This is a genomic window from Kitasatospora sp. NPDC127035, assembly GCF_042726075.1.
In the GTDB taxonomy this organism is placed as follows: domain Bacteria; phylum Actinomycetota; class Actinomycetes; order Streptomycetales; family Streptomycetaceae; genus Kitasatospora.
Window position 1 is genome coordinate 1 of the sequence record NZ_JBHXDN010000090.1, and the last position, 24225, is coordinate 24225.

15 protein-coding genes and 2 pseudogenes are annotated in these 24225 nt (G+C 70.4%); 7 read left to right on the top strand and 10 right to left on the bottom strand.

What is annotated here, in order from left to right:
• Positions 1-160: 160 nt before the first annotated feature.
• The 6 genes and pseudogenes from ACFWIC_RS36950 to ACFWIC_RS36975 all read right to left on the bottom strand — a co-directional run bounded on the left by ACFWIC_RS36950 (position 161) and on the right by ACFWIC_RS36975 (position 12525).
• Entirely contained in the window at positions 161-718 is a 558-nt protein-coding gene (locus ACFWIC_RS36950; RefSeq protein ID WP_380521312.1) for an SMI1/KNR4 family protein, read from the bottom strand.
• 19 nt (positions 719-737) lie between these two features.
• A complete protein-coding gene (locus tag ACFWIC_RS36955; RefSeq protein ID WP_380521314.1) occupies positions 738-3587 on the bottom strand; it encodes an RHS repeat-associated core domain-containing protein in 2850 nt (949 codons plus the stop codon).
• Positions 3569-5107, bottom strand: coding sequence for a hypothetical protein (locus tag ACFWIC_RS36960; protein ID WP_380521348.1), 1539 nt, complete (start codon positions 5105-5107; stop codon positions 3569-3571). The genes ACFWIC_RS36955 and ACFWIC_RS36960 overlap by 19 nt, the downstream gene beginning before the upstream one ends.
• Positions 5108-5164: 57 nt before the next feature.
• Positions 5165-6817 (bottom strand): annotated as a pseudogene (locus ACFWIC_RS36965) (LamG-like jellyroll fold domain-containing protein); the annotation flags it as partial.
• Between the two features lie 1182 nt (positions 6818-7999).
• Entirely contained in the window at positions 8000-11206 is a 3207-nt protein-coding gene (locus tag ACFWIC_RS36970; RefSeq protein ID WP_380521316.1) for an AAA family ATPase, read from the bottom strand.
• On the bottom strand, positions 11206-12525 hold the full coding sequence (locus ACFWIC_RS36975; protein ID WP_380521318.1) for an exonuclease SbcCD subunit D: 1320 nt from the start codon (positions 12523-12525) through the stop codon (positions 11206-11208). The genes ACFWIC_RS36970 and ACFWIC_RS36975 overlap by 1 nt, the downstream gene beginning before the upstream one ends.
• A 136-nt stretch (positions 12526-12661) precedes the next feature.
• Here ACFWIC_RS36975 and ACFWIC_RS36980 point away from each other — a divergent pair, with 136 nt between their 5' ends.
• Genes ACFWIC_RS36980 through ACFWIC_RS36995 form a run of 4 tightly spaced genes read left to right on the top strand, consistent with a single transcriptional unit; the run spans position 12662 to position 17532 of the window.
• Entirely contained in the window at positions 12662-13495 is an 834-nt protein-coding gene (locus ACFWIC_RS36980; RefSeq protein ID WP_380521320.1) for a hypothetical protein, read from the top strand.
• Between the two features lie 44 nt (positions 13496-13539).
• A complete protein-coding gene (locus tag ACFWIC_RS36985) occupies positions 13540-14679 on the top strand; it encodes a hypothetical protein (protein ID WP_380521321.1) in 1140 nt (379 codons plus the stop codon).
• Complete coding sequence (locus tag ACFWIC_RS36990; protein ID WP_380521323.1) at positions 14676-16187, top strand: hypothetical protein; 1512 nt, start codon at positions 14676-14678, stop codon at positions 16185-16187. Before ACFWIC_RS36985 ends, ACFWIC_RS36990 begins: the two co-directional genes overlap by 4 nt.
• Entirely contained in the window at positions 16177-17532 is a 1356-nt protein-coding gene (locus tag ACFWIC_RS36995) for an AAA domain-containing protein (RefSeq protein ID WP_380521325.1), read from the top strand. The genes ACFWIC_RS36990 and ACFWIC_RS36995 overlap by 11 nt, the downstream gene beginning before the upstream one ends.
• Before the next feature lie 575 nt (positions 17533-18107).
• On the opposite strand, the gene ACFWIC_RS37000 is transcribed toward ACFWIC_RS36995, so the two are convergent.
• Entirely contained in the window at positions 18108-18476 is a 369-nt protein-coding gene (locus tag ACFWIC_RS37000) for a hypothetical protein (RefSeq protein WP_380521327.1), read from the bottom strand.
• A 28-nt stretch (positions 18477-18504) separates the two neighbouring features.
• On the opposite strand from ACFWIC_RS37000, the gene ACFWIC_RS37005 reads away from it, so the two are divergent.
• Positions 18505-18822: a hypothetical protein gene (locus ACFWIC_RS37005; RefSeq protein ID WP_380521328.1), complete on the top strand. Its 318-nt coding sequence runs from the start codon at positions 18505-18507 to the stop codon at positions 18820-18822.
• Here ACFWIC_RS37005 and ACFWIC_RS37010 read toward each other — a convergent pair.
• The 3 genes and pseudogenes from ACFWIC_RS37010 to ACFWIC_RS37020 all read right to left on the bottom strand — a co-directional run bounded on the left by ACFWIC_RS37010 (position 18809) and on the right by ACFWIC_RS37020 (position 21544).
• Positions 18809-19449: pseudogene (locus ACFWIC_RS37010) on the bottom strand (IS5 family transposase). The gene ACFWIC_RS37005 and the pseudogene ACFWIC_RS37010 sit on opposite strands and share 14 nt — an antisense overlap.
• A 139-nt stretch (positions 19450-19588) precedes the next feature.
• The gene (locus tag ACFWIC_RS37015) at positions 19589-21019 is read right to left on the bottom strand and encodes a transposase (RefSeq protein ID WP_380521330.1); all 1431 of its coding nucleotides are present in this window, start codon (positions 21017-21019) and stop codon (positions 19589-19591) included.
• Between the two features lie 147 nt (positions 21020-21166).
• Positions 21167-21544: a hypothetical protein gene (locus tag ACFWIC_RS37020; RefSeq protein ID WP_380521331.1), complete on the bottom strand. Its 378-nt coding sequence runs from the start codon at positions 21542-21544 to the stop codon at positions 21167-21169.
• A 444-nt stretch (positions 21545-21988) separates the two neighbouring features.
• On the opposite strand from ACFWIC_RS37020, the gene ACFWIC_RS37025 reads away from it, so the two are divergent.
• Positions 21989-22465, top strand: coding sequence for a hypothetical protein (locus ACFWIC_RS37025; RefSeq protein ID WP_380521333.1), 477 nt, complete (start codon positions 21989-21991; stop codon positions 22463-22465).
• Positions 22466-23017: 552 nt separating this feature from the next.
• The coding region (locus ACFWIC_RS37030; RefSeq protein ID WP_380521334.1) for a trypsin-like serine protease at positions 23018-24225 on the top strand (1208 nt) is incomplete at its 3' end.

Sequence of the window (24225 nt, forward strand, 5' to 3'; positions counted from 1 at the left end):
GACCGAAGGGGCCCGACCACCCGCTTCCAGCACCTGTGTCAACAACTGAACGACGGGACTCGAACCCGTCGCTCATGAAGATCACCAACAGCATCCGGAAATTGATCCAGAACCCAGATTGAGCCGCCGCCGACACTGACGATCTGCAGAAGCCTCGGAGTCAAGCCGAGGGCTTCAGTCCCTCCCGCCAGTTCCGGTACTCGTGCGGGGGAAGGTTCCAGGAATCGTCGCTGAAGGGATTGGGCAGCACCCCGTCCAGAGCACCGACGAGAAACTCGCCGAAACCCATCCCGTACCGGCGCCACCGGGCGGTTCCGTACGGCACCTGGCGCCTGAAGACGACGACGTCCCAGCTCTCGGGATCGAGCGAGTCGCAGATCCAGAACACCACGTCACCGTTGATGGTCGTCGCGAAGGGAAGAAGCCTGCCCTCCTCGGACAGCTCCACGGCGCCGGCTCCGCCGCCCGGCTGCGGTTCCTCCCGCGGATCGAACCTGAGTCCCTCCAGCAGCCGGCTCTCGGGGCGGCCTTCCACCGGCGGGATGCGGACCGCGAGGTACTCGTTCAGCTCACCGCCGCCGAACACCGCGACGAAGTCCCGGTAGTCCGCCGGAACCCGCAGGCCCGTGCTCCGCGCAACTTCCTCCCAGTCGACGACATCACCTTGAGCCTCCGAAATCCCGAGGATGCCGGACAAGCGACCGATCATCTGGTGCATGAATTCTCGTCTTCCCTCGTCACCCATCGCCGAACAACCCGGCGTCCTCGCCCGATCGACTGTCTATCGACAGGCCGAGATTCTTCCAGCCACTTCCGGCCGTGTAGATCAGATTCGAAACAGTGTCCGAACTGGCACCAACCAGACGTCCGTTCCGATCCCATGCCACATAGCTCATCTCGACCTCATAGGGGGCGAGCCTCCCCCCGGCATAGTGCGGGGTCACCTGATAGAGAACAACCCTCTTGTTGTCGATCTGCGCCTTCACCCGATCCTCAAAATTCAGCATGCTGGTTATCGGCCCCAGGCGATCAGTGTCAGCCCCAAACTTCCCGACATGGGAATTTGCGTCACTTCCGCAAGGGAATAGGTTCGCCAGATTAGTACCGGAACCACCCAGTTGGTTTCCGAGGACATGGCACGCATGCACATCGGATGCGTCCCCGCCCCAGTAGGACACCTGGTTGCGCGCCCAGTCGTAGCCGGCCGGCTTGATCCCACTCCTCGTCTTCGTGGCGGTACCCGGGTTCTTACGGATGTAGTCCTGGTCGAGACACGCCGTCACGCCTGTCGCGCGTCCCCCGTTGCCGATGTCTATCTGTCCGGTGTTGACCCAGCCCGCATTGTCCAGGAGGCAGCCGGCACCACGACCCGGGTCGCCTCCGCCGGACGGATCGGGTTCAGGTCCGGGGGCCGTCTCGGCGCCGGGGGTGACGTTGGCGGCGAGGACGAGCATGGCGAGGACGTCGGTGCTGCTGTATGAAGCGGCGAGAAAGTTGATCGCGTCGCGGGGGTTCGGGGCGCTCCAATCGAGCTGGGGGGTAGGGCGCTGGGGGGCCGGCGCGTGCTTGTCGAGGATGGGCTTGGGGGGCTCGGCCTTGGGGGCGGCCGGGCGCGGGGGTGCCTTGACCGGGCTGCAGGTCTTGCAGGGCTGCTGCTTCTGAGGGCCGCGCGCGCCGGTCGGGTTCTTGACGGGCGAGCCGGTCGGGTTCTTCGGCTTGGCCGGGCCCTTCGGCGCGTACGGCGAACCCTGGGGGGGTCGCGAGGACGGGGAGCCCTGGCTGCGCGGGGTGGTGCTGCTGGACAGGCTTCCGGGGTTGCTTCGGCGCCAGTCCCGGGCCTCCTGCTTCTCCCGGTCGATCTCGTTGCCCCAGGAACTGCTCGACGACGAGCTGCTCGCGGAACCGTAGCCACCGAGTCCCACCACGTTCGCACCGGCGAAGGGCACGCCCGGCATCGGCGCCGAGTTCGGAGCCTGCGCCCGGGCGCCCGAGGTGTTCGGAACGTACGGCGCGGCCGGCTGGGCCGCCTGCGGGGCGGACTGGCCGGACCCCTGCTTGATGGTGATCGAGCCGCCGAACCGGCCGTTGCCTCCGAAGTTGATACCGCCGCCGTTGCCGGCCGCCGCCTGCCCGGCGCTGGGGCCGGGGACCGCGGGGGCCACGGCCGCCGGGCCTCCGCAACCGCAGTGCGAGATGTTCTCGTGCCCTGTCGGGTCGGTGCCGTTGAGCGGGCTGGCGTTGCCGTAGGTGTAGCGGTTGGCCTGGACGGACGGGGACGGGTTCAGCTGCCAGGAGTCGCGGGAGGTGAAGCCACCGGTACCGGGGCGGTACCAGCGGGCGCTCATGTTGACGTCGCCGGTGGTGGGGTCGGTCCAGCCTGACTGGTAGCCGAGGCTGGACCGGGTGCCGCTGGTGGTGACGGGCTTGCCGAAGGGGTCGTAGACGGTGGCACCGACCACGGCGGTGCCGTCGGTGTTCAGGGTGCTAGTGGCGTCGGTGTGCTGGTCGGTGCGGACACGGACGTTGTTGGTGCCGTCGGTGGCACCGAGGAGGGTACCGGCGCTGTCGCGGGCGTAGCTCCAGGTGCCGTCGCTGGTCAGGTTGCTGGTGCCGCCGTCGTAGGTGAACCTGGCGGCGTTGCGGCCGATGACGCGGTCCAGGCCGTCGTAGGTGTAGGTGACGGTGCCGTCGCTGATCAGGCGGTTGAAGGCGTCGTAGCGGAGGGTCTCCTCCTGCACTCCGGTGGTCACCCCGGCGAGGGTGCCACGGGCGGTGTAGCGGTAGGTGCTGGTGCCGTCGCCGAGGAGGCGGTTGCGCTCGTCGTAGGAGGCGGTGGCGGTGCCGTTGCCGGTGCGGTTGCCGGCGGCGTCCCAGGTGTACGGAGTGGTGGTGCCGTCGGCGGTCCAGGAGGTGAGGCGGCCGGCGAGGTCGTAGCCGTAGGTGTTGTCCCGCACCGGCTCGGCGGGGGTGCCGCTGACGGTCTTGCGGGTGAGGCGGTCGTCGAGATCGTAGGTGTAGGCGGTGGCGGTGAGCTGGGTGCCGGTGCCGACAGTGGGGTTCGCGAGGAGTTGGTCGGTGGCGAGGCGGCCCAGCGCGTCGTAGCTGAGACGGCGCTCGGCCCTGGCCTTGAGCTTGGTGGTGTCGGCCGGGTCCGGGGCGACGTAGAAGTGCTTGCTGAGGCGGCCGTCGCCGTCGTAGCCGTACCAGTTCTGGGTCCCGGTCTGCGGGTTGTGCGCCCAGTCCAGCTGGCCGTCAGCCTTGTAGGCGAAGTAGGTGGTGCCGGTGGACTTGTCCCAGCGCTTGGTCTGACGCCCTTCGGCGTCGTACTCCCAGGTCTGGGCCTGGGCGTTCAGGTCGGCGCCAGCCTTGAGCAGCAGTCCTCGGTCGTTGTAGGCGTACGCCTGACTCGCGAGGGCGGTCCCGTTGTGCTGGAGCAGGTGTCCGGCCTTGTCGTAGACGAACTCGCGGTCGGTGGTCGCCGTCTCCGCTCCGGTACCGCTCTCGCGGACCACGCGTCCCGCCGGGTCGAAGGTGCGGGTGCGTACCACGCCGCTCGGTTCGATGAGCTTCACGGCCTGGCCGGCCACGTCGTACGCGGTGGTCCAGGTGCGGTCGCCGCGGTGGGGTGGGCGGTGGTGGACGGTTCGACGGTGCTCTCGGGGAGGCCCCAGGCGTTGAACGTGTAGACGGTGGTGTTACCGCGTCCGTCGGTGAGACGGGTCCGGTTGCCCGCGGCGTCGTAGCCGAAGGTCGTGGTGATCGACTGACCGGCCGCGACGGGCTCGGTGAGCGCGACCGGGCGGCCGAGCACGTCGTAGCGGGTGGTGGTGACGGCGCCACTCGTCGGACTGGTCGCGCTCACCACCCGGCCTTCGAGGTCGAACGCCGTGGGGACCGTGCGCAGGACCGTACCGGCGGCGTCGAGGTCCTCGGCGACCACCGGGTTACCGAGGCCGTCGAAGCGGGTGCGGATCGCCTCGCCCATCGGGGTGGTGCTCTTGGTGAGGCGGCCGGCGTCGTCGTAGTCACGGCGGCTGGTGCGACCGAGCGGGTCGGTCGCGGTGAGGATCTGGCCGGCCGCGTTGTAGGTGGCCTTCCCGACGCTGCCGGTGGGGCTGGTCGCGGCGGTCTGGTTCCCGGCGTCGTCCCACGTGAACCTGCTGGTGACGTTCTGCAGGGTGGGCTTGCGTTCGACGACGGTGGCGGTGAGCACACGGCCGAGCTGGTCGTAGGTGGCCTCGGCGCGCGCCCCCACCGGATCCGTGGCGGAGAGCTGGAGGCCGGTGGGGGTCCAGGTCGAGGTCCAGGTGGGCGGGTTGTCGTCGACGGGGGGCTGCAGAGCGCCGAGCGAGTTGGGCTCCACGCGCTTGGTCTCGTGGTCCAGGCGGTCGTACGCGAAGGTGGTCCGTCGCCCGGCCGCGTCACTGGCGGCCACGACACGGGACAGCTTGTCGTACTCGACCGTACTGGTGGGTGTGAGCGGGGTACCGGCGCCGGGCGGTGTGTAGGCGGGCAGGGTGGCCGCGACGGCACGGCCGAGCCGGTCGACGGCGGTGCGGGCGACGCGGCCCAGCGGGTCCTTCGCGGAGACCGCCTCGCCGAAGGCGTTGTAGCCGGTCGTGGTGATCGGCCGGACGGTCGCCGCGGCGCCGCCGCTCTCCGCCGCCACCGGCGGCGCGGTGACGGTGACGGCGCGGCCGAGGACGTCGTAGCCGAAGGAGGTTGTGTACGCGGCCGGGTCCGCGCCCGCCGAGTTGCCGATCGGCGAGGTGCTGCTGATGACCAGGCCGCGCTGGTCGTAGGCGTAGGTCGCGACGCTGCTCGGCCCCCCGAGGGAGGAGGACAGCTCACTGCGGGTGAGGCGGCCGGCGGTGTCGTAGGTGCTGCTCTGGACGCTGTTCTCGGTGTCACTGACCTTCAGGGTGGTGGACGTGACGCGGTCGTCGGCGTCGTACCCCACGGAGATGGTGCGCTTGAGACCCGCCGGGTCGAGCACGCTCTGGGTGACGTGTCCGACGGAGTCGAAGGTGTTCACCGTGCTGGTGCGGCCGCCACCGGTGGTGCGCTTGACCAGCTGGCCGGCACCGTCGTACTCGGCCGCCTCCATCACGATGGAACGGACGGTCCCGTCGGACTGGGTCACGTTCTCGACCGTTACCGTCGCGGGCAGGCCGTCGTCGAAGTAGGTGTAGGAGGTGACGGCGCCCATCGCGTCGGTGACCGACGCCAGGCGTCCGGCCGGGTCGTAGGCCCGACTCTCGACGGTCAGGTCACGGGTGGCGCCGCCGTCACCGTTCCAGCCCTCGACGACGGTGGTCGCGCGCTGGCTGCGAGGGGTGTAGGTGAACCGCGTGACCTGGCCCAACGGGTCGGTCAGGCTGGCAATGCGGCTGAGCGCGTCGTAGCCGTAACGGGTGACGCCGCCCTCGGCGTCGGTGTCCGTTTCGGCCCGGCCGGCCGTGTCGTAGACGGTCGTGGCGGTCCGTGAACCGTCTGTGCCGACGATGTCGGCGACGGTCGTGCCGGTCACCCGGCCGTCCGCGTCGTACGTCGTCGTGGAGCGGGTCTGGTGCTCGGCGCCGGTCACCGCGTCGGAGACCTTCGGCCCGGTCTGGACGGTGAGGCGGTTCAGGGAGTCGTACGCGTAGGTCGTGGTGACCCCGGCTGGATGCGCGTCGGAGGTCTCGGTCGTCCAGATCTTGCGGCCGGCCGTGTCGTAGCCGTAGGTGAAGACGAGCCCGCTGGGCAGCACGGACCGTACCACGTCACCGGCGGCGTTGTAGGCGTACGTCGTCACCGCGCCGCCGGCGGTGGTCTCAGTGGCCAGCAGACCCGGCGGGGTGGTGCCGCCGCCGGTGGCCGGTTCGGTGCCGGCGGTGTAGGTGGCGCGGGTGGTGCGGCCGTCGGGGCGGGTGGTGGTGTCGGGCAGACCCAGGGCCGTGTAGCTGACGGTGGTGCGGTAGGTGTTGTCGGCGGGCCCGGAGGAACGGCCGTCGCGGGTCTCGGTGGGCTTGTCGTTGCGCGGGTCGCGCGGGTTGTCGGGGTTGTGGAAGTAGCTGGTGTAGGAGGTCCAGCAGGAGTTGGAGTCACGGCAGGTGGTGAGCGAGACGGTGTTGCCGCGGGCGTCGTGGCCGCTCACACTGCTGTGGCCGTTGGGGTCGGTGACGGAGTGGAGGTAGCCGCCGGTGTCGTAGGTGTAGCTGGTGGTGGCCCCCGACTCATCGGTGCGGGCGATCAGGCGGTTGCCGCGGGTGGCGTCGTGGACCTCGGTGGAGACGCTGCCGGCCGGGTCGGTCAGGGTGACGCGGGACGCCAGTTCGGTGGCGGCCGACAGCGAGCGGGCCTGGTAGTGGGCGGCTACGCGCTCGGCGGTCAGGGGGTGCTGGTAGAGGGCGACCTCGTCGATCTGGCCGTTCAGCCAGGACGAGCCGCCGTTCCCGCCGGGCATGGTGCCGGTATAGCCGCCGCCCAGGTAGGTGCGGTTCATGTTCAGGTGGTTGACCGCGCCGGGAAGGGTCCCGACCAGCGCGCCGTCCAGGTAGAGGGACTGGGTGCCCTGCCCGGCGCTGAGCACCGCGTGGTGCCACGAGCCGTCGGTGACCGCGCCGCCCGAGGTGATCGGACCGTCGGAGATGCCGTAGTACCCGCCCCGGAGCTTTCCGTCGGAGCCGACGTACAGGGCCGGCACCACGTTGTACGGCGGCGCGTTCACGGGCTCGCTCTGCAGTGAGAGCAGGACGCCCGGTCCCGAGGTGCGGAACCAGAGCTCGGCGGCGATGTCGGCCTTGGCCTGGAGGATGGGCGTGGGCAGGTCGACGTAGGACGTGCTGGTGCCGTTGAACTCGACCGCCTTGCCGTCACCGGGCCCAGCCCGTGACGAACGCCGTCACCCGGTAGGGGCCGGCCATTTCCGCCGCCCGCGCGAGGTCGGCCTCGTCGTCGACGAACACGGTTCCGCGGCCGCCGGAGTCCGCGCCGCGCTGCACCACCACCCGCTCGGAGCGCGCGAGGCGGCGCAGGACACCGCGGCGGCGTACCGTGCCGGGACCGAGGTCGGCGCGACGTCTGCAATCCTTCTGCCGTTCAAGGGCGTGTATCGGTCAACGGCATTGCACATCTGGGTTCAGGTGGGGGCAGCAGAGTCTCGGGTCGCCCGCTCGGGACTGTCGGCTCTGGAGTTCACAGGGTCCGCGAGCCCCTTCATGAGCCCTTCGACGGGTAGGTGTCCACCAGGAGGAACGGCATCGTCCCGTGAAACACATGCTCCTACATCGTTGAGGTCCGACCACCCGGCAACGAGTGCCCCAGTCCGGTGCGCCCGCCCACTCCCTGCTCCGACCGTCGACGCCCGCACGGCACTGCCCGCTGTTTCTGCTGTCCCTCCCCGGCCCGTCCGACCCGGGACCGACAAGCACAGCGTAGAGCAGTTACGCTCCGTATACGCATTGGGGTCCGGGGACCAATTGGACGTGGTCGACACCAGCACGGCAGGCCAGGGGCGCACCGCTGCGGTGGGGACAATTCCTCCCACTCACGAGGTCCTGCGCGTGTCGGGTCGAGGGCCGGGGCTCGCCCCGCCGAACTTGCTTTGTACGTGAATGACCTGCCCGTCCGGCCGACATGTCCGGCGGCCCTCCTGCCGGGCTCGGGGCCGCTGTCTGGGGACTTCGGGAACGCCAGCGCCGTCGAGGCGGCGAGAAGGCCGTGGATCACCACCATCAACGACCGTGTCCGGGCCAGCTACGGGTGCAACGACGGTGACGCTCGGCCGTTCCTCGAGGATCGGCTGGTAGTAGCCGCGAACGTGCGGGTGCGGCGAGCCCGGCACCGGCCAGGGGATGTGAGGAACCATGCGTTGCGTGGCCCTCGGGTCGGGAATGCCGGGGTCGAGTTGCTCTTCGGGCATTTTGAGGTTGTGCTCCCCTTGTTCGTCTGCCGCCGACGCGGCTGCCCCTGCACGAGGGTGACCGGTGACGATCGGGCGGTGGTTGCGGGCGCGCTACCGCATCAGTGTCTGCAGTCCGCTGGCCAGATCGGCCTGGACCAGTTCGTTGCGCTCGGTTGTTGTCAGCCAGCGGGCGGAGGAGCCGACGGGTGTCCGCTCGACCCACAGCACGTCGTCGACGGCCTCGGCGACGGCGTGCAGGTGGCTGATCACCATGACGAACCGGTCGCCGTCGGCCTGGGCGCGCAGGACTTCCAGGGCTGCCTCCAACGTGGTGGTGTCCAGGGCTGCGAAGCCTTCGTCGAGGAAGAGGGAGCCGAGGGAGGTGCCGCTGCGGGCGTGCAGTTCGGCCAGTGCCAGCGCGAGTGCCAGTGACGCGAGGAACTTCTCACCTCCCGAGAGCCGGTGCGGTGGGTGGTCGACTCCGGAACTGCGGCTGACGATGTTGAAGTTGGCGGCGAAGCCGAAGCGTTGCTCGGACATCTGACCCAGCAGGTCGCTGGCGGCACCGAGAAGCGCGTGGGTGCGCAGTGTCATGAGGTGGCCCAGGAATTTGGCGTCGACCAGTTCGCGGCGCAGCACCTCCAGCGCTTCGAGGCGGGCTTCGCCGGCTGTGATGGCGTGGCTGAGGTCGGCGGCGGGTTTGATCAGCTCTTTGGCTTCGGTCTGCTTGCTGCGCTGGTTCTCGGCTTCCCTGGTGTCTTGTGCTGCTGCGGCGATGAGGGGGTACAGGGCCTGAGGTGTCGTCAGGTCGGTTGCCGGGTCGAAGCCGTCGATGTCGGTGAGGGAGGCGGCGATCGCGGCGAGGGCGGTCTGTGCGGTGTCGGCGGCGTTCGATGCGGACGTGGACAGCTCGGCGAGTTTGCCCTGGAGGGACCCTGTGATCGTGGACAGGGCGGTGGCGTACGGTCTGGTCTCGGCGATTCCCGCGGGGGTGGGGATGTGCGGGATGTGATCGAGTTCGGCTGTCTTCAGGTGGGTGGCTGCCTGGGTGGCGCCCCTGGCCCAGGTGTTGAGTGTGGTGAGCAGCCGGGTCAGTGGCTGGTCCACTTTGTCGTGGGTTTCCTGGTCGAGGGTGCGTTGCTGTTCGAGGTGGGCGGTGTTCTGCGCGTTCAGTGTCTTCTGTTCGTCGAGGAGTTGCCGGATCTCTTCCAGGCTGGTGGTGACGGCTGTGAGGGCGGTGGCCACCTGGTCGGCCGTGATGTCGGTCGCCAGGTCGGGAAGCATGGCCTGGATGCGGGTGGGCAGGGCTCGGATGTCGCTATCGGTCCGGGACGTGGCCCGGTTGTGCAGCTTCGAGTCCTTCTCCGTGGTGTCGAGGTCACGTCGGTGGCTGCTTCTGCGTGTTTCGAGGGCCGTGTGTTGTGCCTTGATCGTGGCGGTGCTGTCGGCCAGGTCGGCCTGCAGTCGCTCGGCGTGGGCGGCGGCTGCTTGTTCGCAGGTGGTGAGCGCGTCGGTGATCGGCGTCGTGAGATGTTCGGCGGGCTGATCGGTGGGGGCTGCGCCGTCCGCGGCGGGTGCGGCTGCGATGGCGGCTGCCCGGTTCAGGGCTGCCGCGGCGGTGGGGGCGTCGAATCCTGCGTTCGGGGTGGTGGTGCTGTTGGCCAGGGCTTGTAGGGTTTCGAAGGTCTGGGCTGCTTCGGCCGTGGCTTCTTGTGACGTGCTCCGGGCCTGTCGGTGTTCCTGTCGGCGCTCTGCGACGGCGTCCTGGGCCGCGGTGACGGCTGCCTGGCCGGCGGCGATGCGGGTGGCCGCCTTGAGCTGTGCTTCCTTTGCCCGTCGCACCTGTGCTTTGGCGGCGCGCAGTTCGGTGGTGTCGGCTGCGGCGGCCGGTGCGAAGCCCGCGGGCAGTGATCGGCGGCAGACCGGGCAGTCGCCGCCGGGGTGCAGTTCTGTGGCGATGGCGGCGGCTTTGTTGTGCAGTTGGAGGGTGTCGAGGTGGTCCTCGGCGTCCGCGACAGCGGCATCGGCTGTCGTGTCGACCTCCAGTCGGCCGAGTTCTTTGTTGAGGGCCTTGTGTTTGGCTTCGGCGGCGGTTAGGGCGGCTGCCGTGGTGGCGACGTGCTGTGCGGCCGAGATTGCGGCGTCCGTCCGTGCGAGGGCTTGTGTGACGAGCCGGCGGATGGCGTTGTTCGTGTCCGCTGCGGCTCCGGCTGCCTCGGTCAGCGGCTGCGTACGTGCTTCGCGCTGCTCCAGTTGGGCTTCGGCCTCCGTGAGGGCGTCGCTCTCGGTGGCGAGTTCGTCGGCGCGTGCGGCGAGCCGGTCCCGCTCGTCGCGCAGTTCCTCGGCGCGGGCTGTGAGGGATTCGAGGGTGCCGGCTGCTTTGGAGAGAGCACCCGGGCCTTCTCCCTTCGTTTCGGCTGCGGTGATCGCTTTCGCCAGCTCTTCTTCCCTGGCCGCGACTCGGGTGGCGCGCTGGTCCAGGGCGTCGCGCCGTGCGGCGATGTCGGCGGCGGCGGAGGCGAGTTCGTCCAGGCTGTGGTCGGCGTCGGTGACCGTGTTCGCCGCCAGGTCGCGGGCCGTGGCTTGTGCGGTCTGCACGGTGGCGCGGGCCGCTGCGGCTTCCTGCTGCAGGACGGTGGCGCGGTCGGTGGCGTCGGTCAGGTGGCGGGCACGGGCGGTCGCGGCGTCGGCGGCGGCACCGGCCGCTGCGGCGGCCCCCTCGGGGTCGGCCGGCATGTGGTCGCGTTTGGCTTTCGCTTCAGCCAGCAGCAGTCGAAGTGACTGGCTCTGGCGGACGGCCGCCTGGTGGACCGCTTCGAGGGATTCGGCGCCGAACAGTTCACGCAGCCGTTCGCCCCGTTCCTTGGCTGTGGCGGTGAGGAGTTGGTCGAACCTGCCCTGCGGAAGAAGCCCGACCCGCAGGAACGTCTCGTAGCCCATCTGGAGTGCGTCCTTGATGCGGCTGTCGACGTTGGTGGCGCCGTCGAACTCCTCTCCCGTGTCGAGGTTCTTGAGGTGATGCCGGCCGGCGTTGGGGTTTCGGACGTGCATGGTGCGGTGCACGTGCCAGTGCTGTCGGTCGTGCAGGAACGTGAGATCGACGCTCATGGCTTCGGCGCCGTCGGTGATGAGCTGGCGGGGCTCCTTGGCGTCCCAGGAGCTCTTGCGGAACAGGGCGTAGGCGAGGGCGTCGAGCAGGCTGCTCTTGCCGGCGCCCGTATCGCCGAGAGCCGCGACGAGGTTTCTTCCGGTCAGGTCGATGGCGACCTTGGTGGGGTAGCTGCGCAGTCCCTCGAGGGTGAGGGTGAGCGGCTTCATCAGGCCGTCTCCGTTTCGGTGGTGTCCGTGTCGGCCGGGCCGCCAGGGCGGTGGGCGGTGTCAAGGGGTTGGCCGGCGATGGCGGCGGTCAGCAGGTTCTCCTCGCAGCAGGGGGCTGTGCTGTCGGGGTCGGGTTCGCTCCGCAGGTCGGCGAAGACGGCCATGGCGCGGTCCAGGGCGGCGCCGGTGGTGCCCCTGCCGGGCAGGTACTCGCGCAGCAGGTCTTCGATGCCGGGCAGTTCCTTGGTGGTGGTTTCCCTCTCCAGGGCGGGGTTTGTGGTGTGCGTGCGGCGCTCGTCGATGTCGACGAGCGTTGCTTTCGGGAGCATCCTGGCGAGCGTGTCCGCCAGGAAGGGCGTGGGGGCTTCGACGTTCACGACGGCCTTCACCCAGGCGTCCTTGATGCGCCCGGCGCGCCGGGCGATCTCGTCCAGGGTGCCTTCCAGGCGGACCAGGGGGCGGCCGGTGACCAGTGGCACGGTTTCGATGCGGGGTTTGGCGTTGGGACCGATCTCGGCGAGCACGACGCTCTTGGTCTCGCCGCTCTCGCCGAAGTCCATCTGCAGCGGACTGCCGGCGTAGCGGGCCGGGAAGGCGGTGCGGGTGACGGCCTGCGGTTTGTGGATGTGGCCGAGGGCGCCGTAGTCCACCGGGGGCAGGTCGGCGGCTGCGGCGGCGCAGTCGTCGGTGACGGAGATCGGGCGCTCGGAGTAGGAGGGGACGGCCCCTTCGACGAACAGGTGGGCGGCGAAGACCAGGATGTCGCGGGTGCCGCGGCCCTGGGCCAGGCGGCGGTGGACGTCCGCTTGGACGGAGCGCATCCGCTCGGTGTAGGTGGCGGTCATCAGGGCGGGGTCGGTGAAGTCGTAGCTGAACCGGTTGGGGTGCAGGTAGGGCAGGGCGCCGATGCGCAGTGTCGACTCGCCTCGGCTGGCCGGGTATTCGGCGACGAGGAGCTGGTCGGGGCGGGCGTCGGCGGCGAAGCGCACGCGGATCCGGTCGTGCGGGCGGGTACCCGCGTCGGTGAGGACGAACTGCAGGAACGCCAGGACGTGGGGGGTGTCGTGGTTGCCTGCGACGACGACCACGGGGGCGAGTTCGCCGAGTCGTCGCAGCGCGTGCGCGGCGCGGCGGACGTCGTCCAGGCCAGGGCGGGAGCTGTCGAAGAGGTCGCCGCTGTGGACGATCAGGTCGGGTCGGAAGTCCGCGGCGATGTCGATGATCTCGTCCAGGACGGCGTCGGTCTCGGTGTCGCGCCGGAAGCGGCCGATCTGGCGTCCGAGGTGCCAGTCGGAGGTGTGGAACACGCGTCCTGTCACGGGGGTGCCTCACGGGATGGTGGCGCGGGCGGGGCGGGCCGCGCCGCGGGGGTCGGATGGGTTCAGCGCCGCCGACTGTACACCGAATCCCAGGAAGAAATCTGGAAAACTCTGGAACTCTGGTAGCGTGGGGAACATGAGTGATCCGCTGGACGCACTGGAGAAGAGCATCAGCACCCTGCGCCGCGCGATCCGCGACGCGGCCACCGCCGGCGACACCGAGCGGGCGGGCGAACTGCGCGCGCAGCTGCGCCGCACCGAGAAGGCGTGGGACGCCCTCGTCGACACCGGCGAGCCGGCCCCCTCGCCCCCCCGTCCCGCACCACAGGCACCCCCGGCCCTTCCCGGCTCGCGGCTCCCGGCACGCGAACACGTCCACCGGGCCCTGATGCTGCTGGGAACCCCGGCGGCACCGAAACTGATCGTCGGCGTGCACGAGGCGTTCTTCTCCGGGGAACTGTCCGCCTCCAAGCTCTCCAGCCTGCGGCGGGACGAGGAACGCTCCTACCGCTCCAGCCCCGGCGCCCGCCCGTACTACCTCTGTCCGGCGCTGGCCCACGATCTGCTGTCCCCGGTGCGCGCGCTGGTGACGATCAGCACCTGGCCCCTGGAACAGCGCATCATCGGTCCGCTGTCGCAACGCGCCGACTACCTCACCGGCACGATCGGCGTCGCCGAGGCGGTACGCGCCGCAGGCGAAGCGGCCGCCGCGGCGGCCGTCCAGCTGATGTGGCGGCTCGCCGTGAACATCCCCGACGCGACACCGAGGAGCGCTTCCAACCTCGAGAGCGCGCCCGACCCCCGGCAGGTGATCGAGGCGGCCCGGGCGGAACTGAACGTGCACGCCGACGCCGACCGCGCCACCCGGGCCGAGGCCGCGCGGCGGGCCCGCACCTCGCTCAGCGACGACCAGCAGCTGTTCGGCACCCCGTCGCACAACGTCACCCGGCTGCAGGCCCGGCGGCTCTGACAGCCACCCCTCAACCCCACCTTCCCTCAAGGACTTCCGGCACCGTGAACGCACCAGTCGACGACCGCCTGACGGCGCTGCGCGGCTCCGCGCAACGCCGTCCGTACAACGCCAGGTCCCTGGCGGCACTGGAGAACAACCCGCGCTGTACGCTGCGGGCCCTGCTGGACGCCTCCGGCTCCGACAAGAAGGCGATCGCCGAGCACGCCGGCTACCCGCCCGCCTTCGGCCAGTCCTCCTTCGCCCTCGCCCGCGGCAACGCCTTCGAGACACTGGTGAAGGCCAACGGCTACGCCGAACTGCTCCGCGTCCTGCGCGAGACCCTGGGACTGACGGTCCCGGAGGTCGGCACCAGGGACCTGAACGACATCGGCGGCGACAGCCGACACGAGGTCCGCCACGCCCGCACCGCGCAGCTGTTGGCGGAAGCCGCCCGGGGAACCGGCGACAGCACCCTGTACGACCACCCGATGCTGCGTCTGACGGTCGGCGGCCACAAGGCGTTCCTCGAACCCGACCTGGTGGCCTTCCGTACCGGCGACCGTTTCTACATCGTGGAGATCAAGAGCTTTCCGATCATCGACGGCCAGGCCGATCCGCTGCAGGTGAAGGCGGCGACCACGCAGGCCTGCGCGTACGTCATCGCCCTGCGCGACATGCTCGCCCGGGCCGGCATCGGCCCCGAGGCCGTGGCCGAGCAGATCGTGCTGGTCGCGCCGAAGGGCTTCACCAACCGCCCCACAGCGGCGTTCGTCGACGCCCGCAAGCAGGTCGCCGCCCTCACCCGGCAGCTGGCCCGCCTCGAACGCATCAAGGACCTGGTGGAACTGCTCCCCGAAGGCCTCACCTTCGACCTCGCCTCCGACGGACACAAGGCCCGGCGTCCCGTCGAGGAGCTGACCGAGTCCCTGGACCAAGTGGACGCAACATACCGTCCGGACTGCCTGAACCACTGCGAGATGGCCTTCTACTGCCGCTCCCGCGCCCGCGAGCAGGCCTCGCTGGACATCCTGGGACCGCAGGCGCGCGAACAGTTCGGCGGCATCGACACCGTGACCATGGTCATGGGGCTGGCCCGCGGGCAGCTGACGCCGACCGCCGACCAGATCGAGACGGCCGTCGCGCTGCGGCACGCCGTCCGACTGCGGGCCGAGTTGGACCGGACGAACAGGGGTGCGGCATGAGCATGGTGTCGGCGCTGGCACGGGCGCAGGCGATGGAGTCGATGACAGCGGTCCCTGTGACCGCCTACCGCCACCGGAACCTGTCGGACCGGCCCCTGGTGGTGATCCCCCTGACGATGGCCGGGGAAGTCGGAGCACCACTGGCGGCGATGGTCGGCACCTCCAAGAAGGACGCCACCCTGCTGGTCGTGGAACAGCCCCGCAACCGCGACCAGCGGTTCGCGTTCGCCGCCGCTCTCGGCGACCTCGTGATGGAGTACATCGACTCCTTCCGCCAGGACCGCCGCGGAGAAGGCGAGAAGTCCCGGTACAGCGGCGCGCCTCAGCTCCTGGTCCCGAACACCGGCGGGATCAAGGCGCTGGCCGACCTCGGGCGCATGTGCCGCTACCGTTCGACCACCGGACCCTACGCCGTCGCGGACGTCGTGCCCGAGTTCGGCATGTGGCTGACGTTCCTGGTCGAGCGGGCCGAACAGGCCGGCACCTGCCTGCTGCTGCCCGTCACCGGGATGCTCGCCGAACACTGGGCCACCGGCCAGAGCACCCTGGAGGACCAGAACCTGGCCTCCCTCATGGCCTGGATCTCCCCGCCTCCCGGAACGGACGTCGCACAGGCCTTGGCCGACGCGGAGAGCCCGGACATCTGCCCGCCCGCAGGCCCGACGACATCGCCCCAGTTCGACAACCGTGTCCTGGCGCCGGCCATCAAACGGTTCGACACCGCGAACCAGGCCGCAAACCCGGCGGCCCTGGCCGCCGCCCGGGCGGAGCTGCGGGAGCTGATCGCCGAACAGATCCAGCCCACCTGGCGCACGGTGTGGGAAGCCGTCCCACTGCTGCGCTCCGTCCCCGAGGCACCACGGACCGCCGCTCGCTTCGGGCGCGACTGCGCCGCGTTCACCTCCTACTCCGACTACCGGGACGCCGGCGGCCTCCCGCAGCCCAAGCGGGACACCGCGATCGGCGCGGCGCGGCGCCTGGACCGGCTCGAGCAGGCGCTGGTGGACTTCGAGTCCGACATGGCCTTCGACGACCCGTTCGTGCTGGCGGACCGGCGCAGCGTCGGGGAGGCGTTCGCCGGGACGGTGGTGGCCTGCGAACCCGGCAGGGTCGTCCTCAGCCGCAGCAACCGGCGGGTACTGCGGCCGCTCGTCACCATCCGCACCGACGACCCCGTACGCCTGGCCGCCGGCACCAAACTGGTCAGCCCGCAGATGCCCGCGGGCCACAAGGCCGAGATCGTCTCCGTCCTGCCCGACGGCGGCACGATGCTGGTCACTGTGGAGGTCACCGGCGGCATGGGAACCATCCGTACCCCGAAGGCGGACGGTGTGCCCGTGCTGGACCGGCACATCGCCTACCTGCCGGACCCGGGCTGGCGGCCGGGGGCGCAGTTCCCCGCGCCCGACAGCATCCCGTGGACGCACCGCTCCCCCGCCCAGGCGCCCGACGCCGACACCACCGAAGCCGAGACCGACGCCGCAGAAGGATGGGGCCATGACGACTGACACCACCGCACCCGGCCCGTTGCCGGATCCGGCCGCCGCCGCGAACGCCGCCACCGCGGAGATCATGGCCGACCTCGGGCGCACCACGCAGCGGGCCGTCGTCGTCGACTCCCCGCCCGGCGCCGGCAAGAGCACCCTGGTCGTCCGCGCCGCCCTCGAGCTCGCCGCCGGCGGCGAACGCCCGATCATCGTCGCCCAGACCAACAACCAGGTCGACGACCTGGTCGAGCGGCTCGCCGAGGCCGCCCCCGGCGTTCCCGTCGGCCGGCTGAGCTCCAGCGCCTACTCTCCCCCGCCGGCCCTGAACAACCTGACGAACCTGACCCTCGGCCTCACACTGAACGACCTGTCGGGCTGCCGGATCATCGTCGGGACCGCCGCCAAGTGGGCCACCGTCCGCGACACCACGTTCCGGTGGGCGATCCTGGACGAGTCCTACCAGATGCGCTCCGACATGCTGCTGCGCATCGCCGAGCGCTTCGACCGGGGTCTGTTCGTCGGCGACCCCGGCCAGCTCGACCCGTTCACGGTCGTCGGTGCCGAACGCTGGATCGGCCTGCCGCACAACCCGACGCTGAACGGCGTCACCGTCATGCTGGAGCACCACCCGGACATCCCCGTGCACCGGCTGCCGCTCTCCTGGCGCCTGCCGGCATCCGCCGCCCCCACCGTCTCCCAGGCCTTCTACCCCTTCACCGGCTTCACCGCCGGCACCGGCGAAGGGACACGCACCCTGGAACTCACCACCACCCCGTTCGGCGAGAACCATCTGGACGAGACACTCGCGGTGGCGTTCACCACCGGCTGGGCCTTGCACGAACTGCCGCGCCGTCACGTCCCGCGCACCGACACCGAAACCCTTCAGAGCGCCGCCGACCTCGCGGCCCGCATCCTCACCCGCGGAGCGGTCGCCACCTGCGAGCGCCACAGTGACGGCCGCCCCCTGGGACCCGGCGACATCGCCATCGGCGTCGCCCACCGCGACCAGGCCGACCTCGTCCGACAAGCCCTCACCCGCACCGGCCACCCCCGCGCACCGCACGTCATGGTCGACACCGCGAACCGGCTCCAGGGCCGCGAGTTCGAGATCGTCATCGTCGTGCACCCGCTGTCCGGACGCCGGGACGCCACCGCCTTCCACCTGGAAGCCGGACGCCTGTGCGTCCTCACCTCCCGCCACCGGCAGGCCTGCATCGTCGTCACCCGCGAAGGAATCGCCGACCTCCTCGACAACCACCCCTCCACCGACCCCGTCCACCTCTCCGTCCCCGCGAAATTCCCCGATGGCTGGGAAGCCAACCAGGTCATGCTCGCCAAACTGAACCAGCACCGCCCCAGGCCCTGACCCGACACACCCCAGCCGACGCGCGACACCGCAACCGGGACAGCCCACAACCGCACCCCACCACAACGAGCCGCAGCCGCCGTCGGACCTCCGTGCGCCGTTCGGCCCGCCTCCGTAGACAGCGCGACTCCCGACCGGGAAAACACCAACCGGCAACACACCCCGTCGCCCCGGCCCGGCACGTGGAGGCTGCGGCCGGGGCGAGATCGGCCGCTGGACCATCGCCTGCCGCAGCCCCGACCGCGACGCTCCTGTTGCTCCGAAGCACCCGGGATCTCCACCGCGACGACACTGCCCGTCCGGCCCCGGGCCCGCAGAGCGAAGCAGGGCTCCCTGCTCCCGGTGCAAGGCCAACAGGACCTCTGCCCGCCGTTCCACGTCGCGGAGCTCCCAGCAGGGCCCGGCACGATGGGGCGTGAGGCAGGGGCGGGATCTGCGGTGCAGCGGGACGGCAACCGTGAACCATTGTCCACTCCGGAGGGTGACGCTCCGACAGTCGTCCTCTCCCGAGCCCCGCCCTACATCCTGGCTCAAGTCAGCACTGCAGCGGGCCGTGACCAGCTGGTTCCGTGATGTCAGTCCGACACGGCCGCGTACAGACCTCGGCCGGTCCGCTGCACCGCGCCGTTCCTGGTGAGGCGCTCCAGCATGGTGCGTACGGCGTTCACGTCGGCGTCGGAACCGTCCAGGCCGAGCAGGCCTGTCACCTGGCGGGCCCGCAGCGACTCGCCGGCGCCGGCGATAACGACCAGAACGCTGTCGGCATCGGTGCGCCGCCTGCGGCCGGAAGCACCGGCCAGCGCGGAAGCCGTCTTCGGCTCGGCGACAGGGGCCGGATCGGCGTCCGCGGTCGTCCCCACAGCAACCGTCTTCACGGCGGCCTGCTTGCCAGCCGTCTTCCTGGCCGTGCCGCGTACAGCCGTCTCCTTCGTGGGGGCGGGCACCGTCGCAGTGTCCGACTCGAGAACGCTGGTGGCCGGGGCGATCGCCGTTGACGCCTTGTTTGGACGTGCCGTCCTCGCGGCCGTCCTCTTCCCCGCAGCCTTCCCGGTCGCGGTCTTCTTCACGGCAGTGTTCCTGGCCGTGCCGGTGCGCTCACGGGTGGTCGGCGTCCGGGTGGTCGGCGTCCGGGTGGCCTGCGGTTCGGGCTCGCCCGTGGCAGGTGCGCCGTCGAAGGTCGCCGGCACCGTGTGTCCCGGGAAGAACCGCAGATCAGCAGCTCGAGTGACCGCCAGGGTTAAACAACAAGCTGAGAAAGTGTTGGGTAATCAGATGACTACTGGTTCTTGAGGTCGCCGGCGAGGCGGCGGGCTGCTTCGGTCCGATGGGGCCGCGCGGTTCGCCCGCCTCGCCGGCGAGGTGGGCGGCCATGAGCCGGATCATCGCGACCTTGATCATCTTCCGGATCCCGGCCAGGACCAGCTTCGCGCCCGCCCGGTCCTGCACCGAGGCCGAATGCACGACCGCCCGCAGCACGAGCCCGCAGGTGTCGACCAGCAGATGCCGCTTGCGGCCCCGCACACGCATGCCCGCGTCGTAGCCGATCGCCTGCCCGCCCCGGCGGCTGCGGGCCGACTGCGAGTCCAGCACAGCCGCCGAAGGCTGCGGATCCCGGCCGTCCGCCACCCGGACCCGGTCCCGCAACGCATCGTGAACCCGGTCCCAGGTACCGTCCGCCGCCCACGCACGGAACCACCGGTAGGCCGCGTCCCACGGGGCGAGGTCATGCGGCACCAGCCGCCAGGCGCAGCCACTCACCAGCACGTACAACACGGTGTCGACGACCAGCCGACGCGGGAACTTCAACCGGCGACCCGCCCGACGCGGATCCCGTACTGGCAGCAACGGCTCGATCACCACCCACTGAGCATCCGTCAACGACGAGTCATACGAGGGCTTGCACGCACAGACACACATGGCGGTGATCTTCGCGGACAGGACGACGCAAAGATCACCACCAGTGGATCATGCCATGAAGTTGATCAACTACCCAACACTTTCTGAGCCGGAGGCGGCCCATCTCCGAGGCTGTCGCACGACTGCCGCGGTCCGCGAGTCAATAGCGCGATTTCGCGGTGCCGGCAAGGAGTTTGCTGAGGTTGTGGACGGTGCCGAGGAGCTTGATCTCGGTGTCGACGGCTCGGCGGCCGCGGTAGTTGAGGTGTCGGCCGAATCGCTGGAAGAGCTGGGCGAAGCCCGGTTCGACGAGAGCACTGCGTTGGCGGTACTGGGCCCGGCCAGCAGGGGCCGCCAGGCGGTCGGCCATGACCTGCTGACCGGCGGGGGCACTCTGGCGCTTCGCGGGGAAGCCCGCCTGGTCGGCCTCGCTGGTGACCGAGACCAGTAGCGGCAGGTCGGCGAGCTCCTCGAAGGACGCGGCGCTGGCGTATCCGCTGTCCGCGAGCCAGAGCAGGATCTCGCCCGCCAGGCCAGCGGCGCGCTGGTTCTCCTGGATCTTCCTCACCATCGGGATCAGTGCCGTGCAATCCGAGGGGTTGTCGTCGAGGTCGATAGCCAGCAGGATCTGGCGACGCGCACACACGATCTGCAGGTTGTATCCCTGCAGGTAGCCGCCGTGTTTGCCCAGTTGCAGCCGCGAGTCCGGATCGCTCAGGCTTGCGACGGCGGTCGGGGAGGGCACCGGCTCGGGGCTGCAGGCCCGCTCCAGGTGAGCGAGTGCCTTCGCCAGTCGGGCCCGCTGCCGGACGAGGACCGTCTTGTGCTCCATGCGCACGGGCGGCCGGCCGTTGGCGGCCCGGCGGCCCACCGCCCGGTCGGCCTCGGTCCGGGCCTGGTACTTCCTCAGTTTCTCCTGATGGGCAGCCGTCTCCGCGGCCAGCCTCCGTTGTGCCCGGGCCACGATGCGTTCGGCGGCCTCGACCTTGATCCTGATCTCGTTGGCGGACGGCAGGGCCCGCTGATAGATCCGGTCCCGGGCCGTACGGGCACGGGCGAGCAGATCACACAGGCGTGACAGCCTCGGCCGGTCGTCACGCTGCGGCTCGTCGTCAGCGTCCTCGGTGTCGCCGGTCTCGACGTGCCGGGCATGGTCTCGCGCGTCGTCCATGAGCGCGCTGATCTCGTCCTCGCACCGGGCGATGACAGCTTCGAGGTGGTGACACTGCTTGTTGGAGTCACGGGAGGCGTTCGCGTCCATCGGCGAGCCGTCCACCGCGACCGCCGTCAGATCGACCAGCCCTCGACCACCGCACAGGGCCAGCACCTGCACGAACAGCTGCATCAGCGCGTCGCGGTGACGCTGGACGAACCGCGCGACGGTGGAATGGTCCACTGCGCGGTTCGCAGTGATGATCCGGCAGCCCAGATCGTCCCAGCAGGCCCGCTCGATGCCGCGCGAGGAGCGTATGCCCTTGCTGTAGCAGTAGAAGAGCAAGGCGACCAGGACCGCCGGTGGATAGCCGGCGCCGCCCTGTCCGTCGGCACGGTAGCCACCCTCGAACGCCGACAGATCCAGCTCCTCGACCACCTCAAGCACCCGCCAGCACAGGTGCCCAGGCGGCAACCACTCCCGGGCACTCCTCGGCATCTCAAGATCACGTTCGCGGTCGCACACCAGGAAGTTCCGCCCCACAGGCCCACACTCCGGCACCCCCGCAACAACCGGAACCGAACATCAAATCGCTCTTGACTCCCGCCCAGGGGCAGTCGTGCGACAGCCTCCTCCGCCACGGACCTGAATCAGGTAGCCCGTGACCGCCGCCCTGACCTCCGACCGCGTGAACCTGTCCCAGATCGGCCGGCTGGCCTGGACCGGCAGCGCCGCCGTTGCCACCTGGCGCGAGACCTCACCGCCTCCGATCCCTCCACGGTCAACCGGTCCGACCGCGAGCGTGTCAATGCTTGGCTCTGCGCCCGGGCCGACGCCGTCGACGAAAAGGTCGGCGCCGACCCTGCCCCCTTCGGCCTCCGGGCGGACGCCGCGGCCGTCGCGACGATCGCGGCCGAGGTGCTGTGGGTCGGCGACCGCGACGCCCTGTACGAGCAGCACCACGCCCGTACCGCCCGCCGCCTGTGGGCCGAGTCCCGCGTCACGGGCGAGAGAGCGCAGGTGCGCCGGTTCGAACTGGTGCTGTCGGCGGGCTGGCTCGCCTCACGTGTCGTCGCTCCCGCTCTCGGCGGGCATCGACGCCCACCTTGAGGCCCTGGCCCGCCACATCATCAACCACCGGACCGGGTGACCACGGCTCGGTGGCGGTGATCTTCGCACCCCGGGCGCCGATCGGGATACGGCCGCACCGATGGCACGCCCCGCCCCATCGTGCGGGCGGCCCAGATACGCTGCCGGTGGGCCGTTCGGTGTGTCGGTCCCGGACCGCTGACGGCCGCGACCGGCAGTACGACGTTCCGACGGTGCTCCGCATCAACGCCCGCTCGCAGCAGACTGTCCCGGTGCCGTTCAGCGGGCCCGCGGGCCGGTGCCAGCAAGGACACCCCGATGGTCAAGAACCACGCCCGGAAGAACGCCGCCCGAGCCCGGGCCGCCAAGACTGGCGAGAGCCACCAGAGCGCCGTCGCCGCCGTCCGCGAGCAGCCCTCCCCCCTGCCCCCGCCCCCGACCGCCGAGGAGATCCTCGCCGAGGGACGGGCGACGATCGTCGCCGCGCTCGGCGAACTCGCCCAGCAGACCACCCACCCGCAGCGGCGGGCCCTGTACATGGAGCTCCAGGTACAGCAGGAGGTCGAGGCGTCCACGACGTTCGCCGACATGCACAAGGCCCGGGGCACCTTCGCGCTTCGCCAGGCCGACGGGTACTGGCTGGACCGCTGGAACGCGTTGTCGGCGAACCCGGCTGGGACGGAGGGGAAGGGTTCCTGGAGGGCATCACCCGGTGCTACTGGGCGCGGCGGACGATGTACGAGTGGGTCTGGCCCCGGGAGTGGGACAAGCACCTCCAAGGGGCCGGGGTACTGAGCTTGACGATCTATAGGAGCTTCAGAATCAAGCTAAGGACGAATCCGTCTCAGCGGCCCCACAGGGCTCCGACGTGTGAAAACGATCATTCCCCCCCAGGGAAGGAGCCAACGCGCAGCCCGGGCCCCTCACCTCTGCCGGAATCGACGCCACTGCAAGCCGAGAATATCGGCCATTGCGCCCTATGTTGCCCCATGTCCGACAGTACGTGATGGTCAGAGCTTCAGCCGGATATCCTGGCGGGAGCGGCCGCATTGATTGTCTGAATATGGATCCGGGTGCGGTGGAGTTCCTGGCCGGGGCTGGATACTGCCCGCTGGTTCGTGTTCTTCTCTCAGGTGCCACCAGTGTGCAGGGCACTCCGGTACGGCCTGTGGGGGCAGGGGTGTGTCTCGCGGCGGGCGAAGCGGTGCCGAAGTGCCGGGCGGCGGGCCCGGTCCGGTCGGCCGGTGCCGGTCCTGCTCCGAAGTCGTCGCGACCTTTCGCTTCCGGGGCCCGTGGCTGCCCGGGCACGCACCGTCTAGCGGCTACGGCCAGCGAGGGAATGACGCCATGTTCCGCTTACGCTCCAGCCCGACACGCACAGCCGGCCTGTTCCTCTCCGCGGCGATGCTCGGCAGTGCGCTGCTGACCGGCGGACCGGCCGGCGCACTCGCCGGCGACCAGGCCCCCGACAGCACCTACGCCTTCACGGCCAATCTCGACATTGGCGAAGGCAAGCGCACGTGCAGCGGCGCGCTCGTCGACCCGTACTGGATCGTCACCGCTGCGGGCTGCTTCGCCGACAACCCGGCGATCCCCACCACCGTCTCCGCCGGCACGCCGGCCCTTCGAACGGTCGCCACCCTCGGCCGAGCCGACCTCACCACCACCGGCGGCCACGTCGCCGACATCGTCGAACTCGTCCCCCGTACCGACCGAGACCTGGTCCTCGCCCGCCTGGCAACACCCGTCCCCGGCATCGCCCACCTCTCCGTCGCCACCACGGCACCCGCACCGGGCGAGACCCTGCGCGTGGCCGGCTACGGCCGCACCGCCACCGAATGGGTCCCGCTGCGCCGGCACTCCGGCGCGTTCACCGCAGGCGCGGTCGGGAACACCACGGTCGGCCTCGCCGGGGCGTCCCCGGGCGCCGCCATCTGCAAGGGGGACGCCGGCGGCCCGGCCCTGCGCGAGGTGAACGGGCACGTCGAGCTCGTCGCCGTGAGCAGCCGCTCGTGGCAGAAGGGCTGCCTGGGCTCCGCCGAGACCCGTGTCGGCGCGGAGGCGACCCGGGTGGACGACCTCGGAAGCTGGATCGGGCAGACCACTTCCGCTTGGACCGCTCTCCTGTCGGGCCGCACCGAGGGCCGCAGCACCGTCTACAACCCGGATACCAGGACGGCGGAGGTGTTCGCGCTAGGAGCCGATGGGACGATGCTCCACGCGTACAACAGCTTCGGTCAGGGCTGGTCGGGGTGGAGTGCGATCGGTGGCGGGTACCGCTTCACGGGGACGCCGTCCGTCGTCTACAACGCGAGCACGAACGCACTCGAACTGTTCGCCCTGGGACAGGACTCCAGGATCTACCGGGCCTACTGGTCCCCCGCCGAAGGGTGGAGGTACTGGTTCCCGATCGGTGCGGACACGTTCTCCGGCGGTCCGACCAGCGTCTACAACCCGGACACCAGGACGGCGGAGGTGTTCGCGCTAGGAGCCGATGGGACGATGCTCCACGCGTACAACAGCTTCGGTCAGGGCTGGTCGGGGTGGAGTGCGAT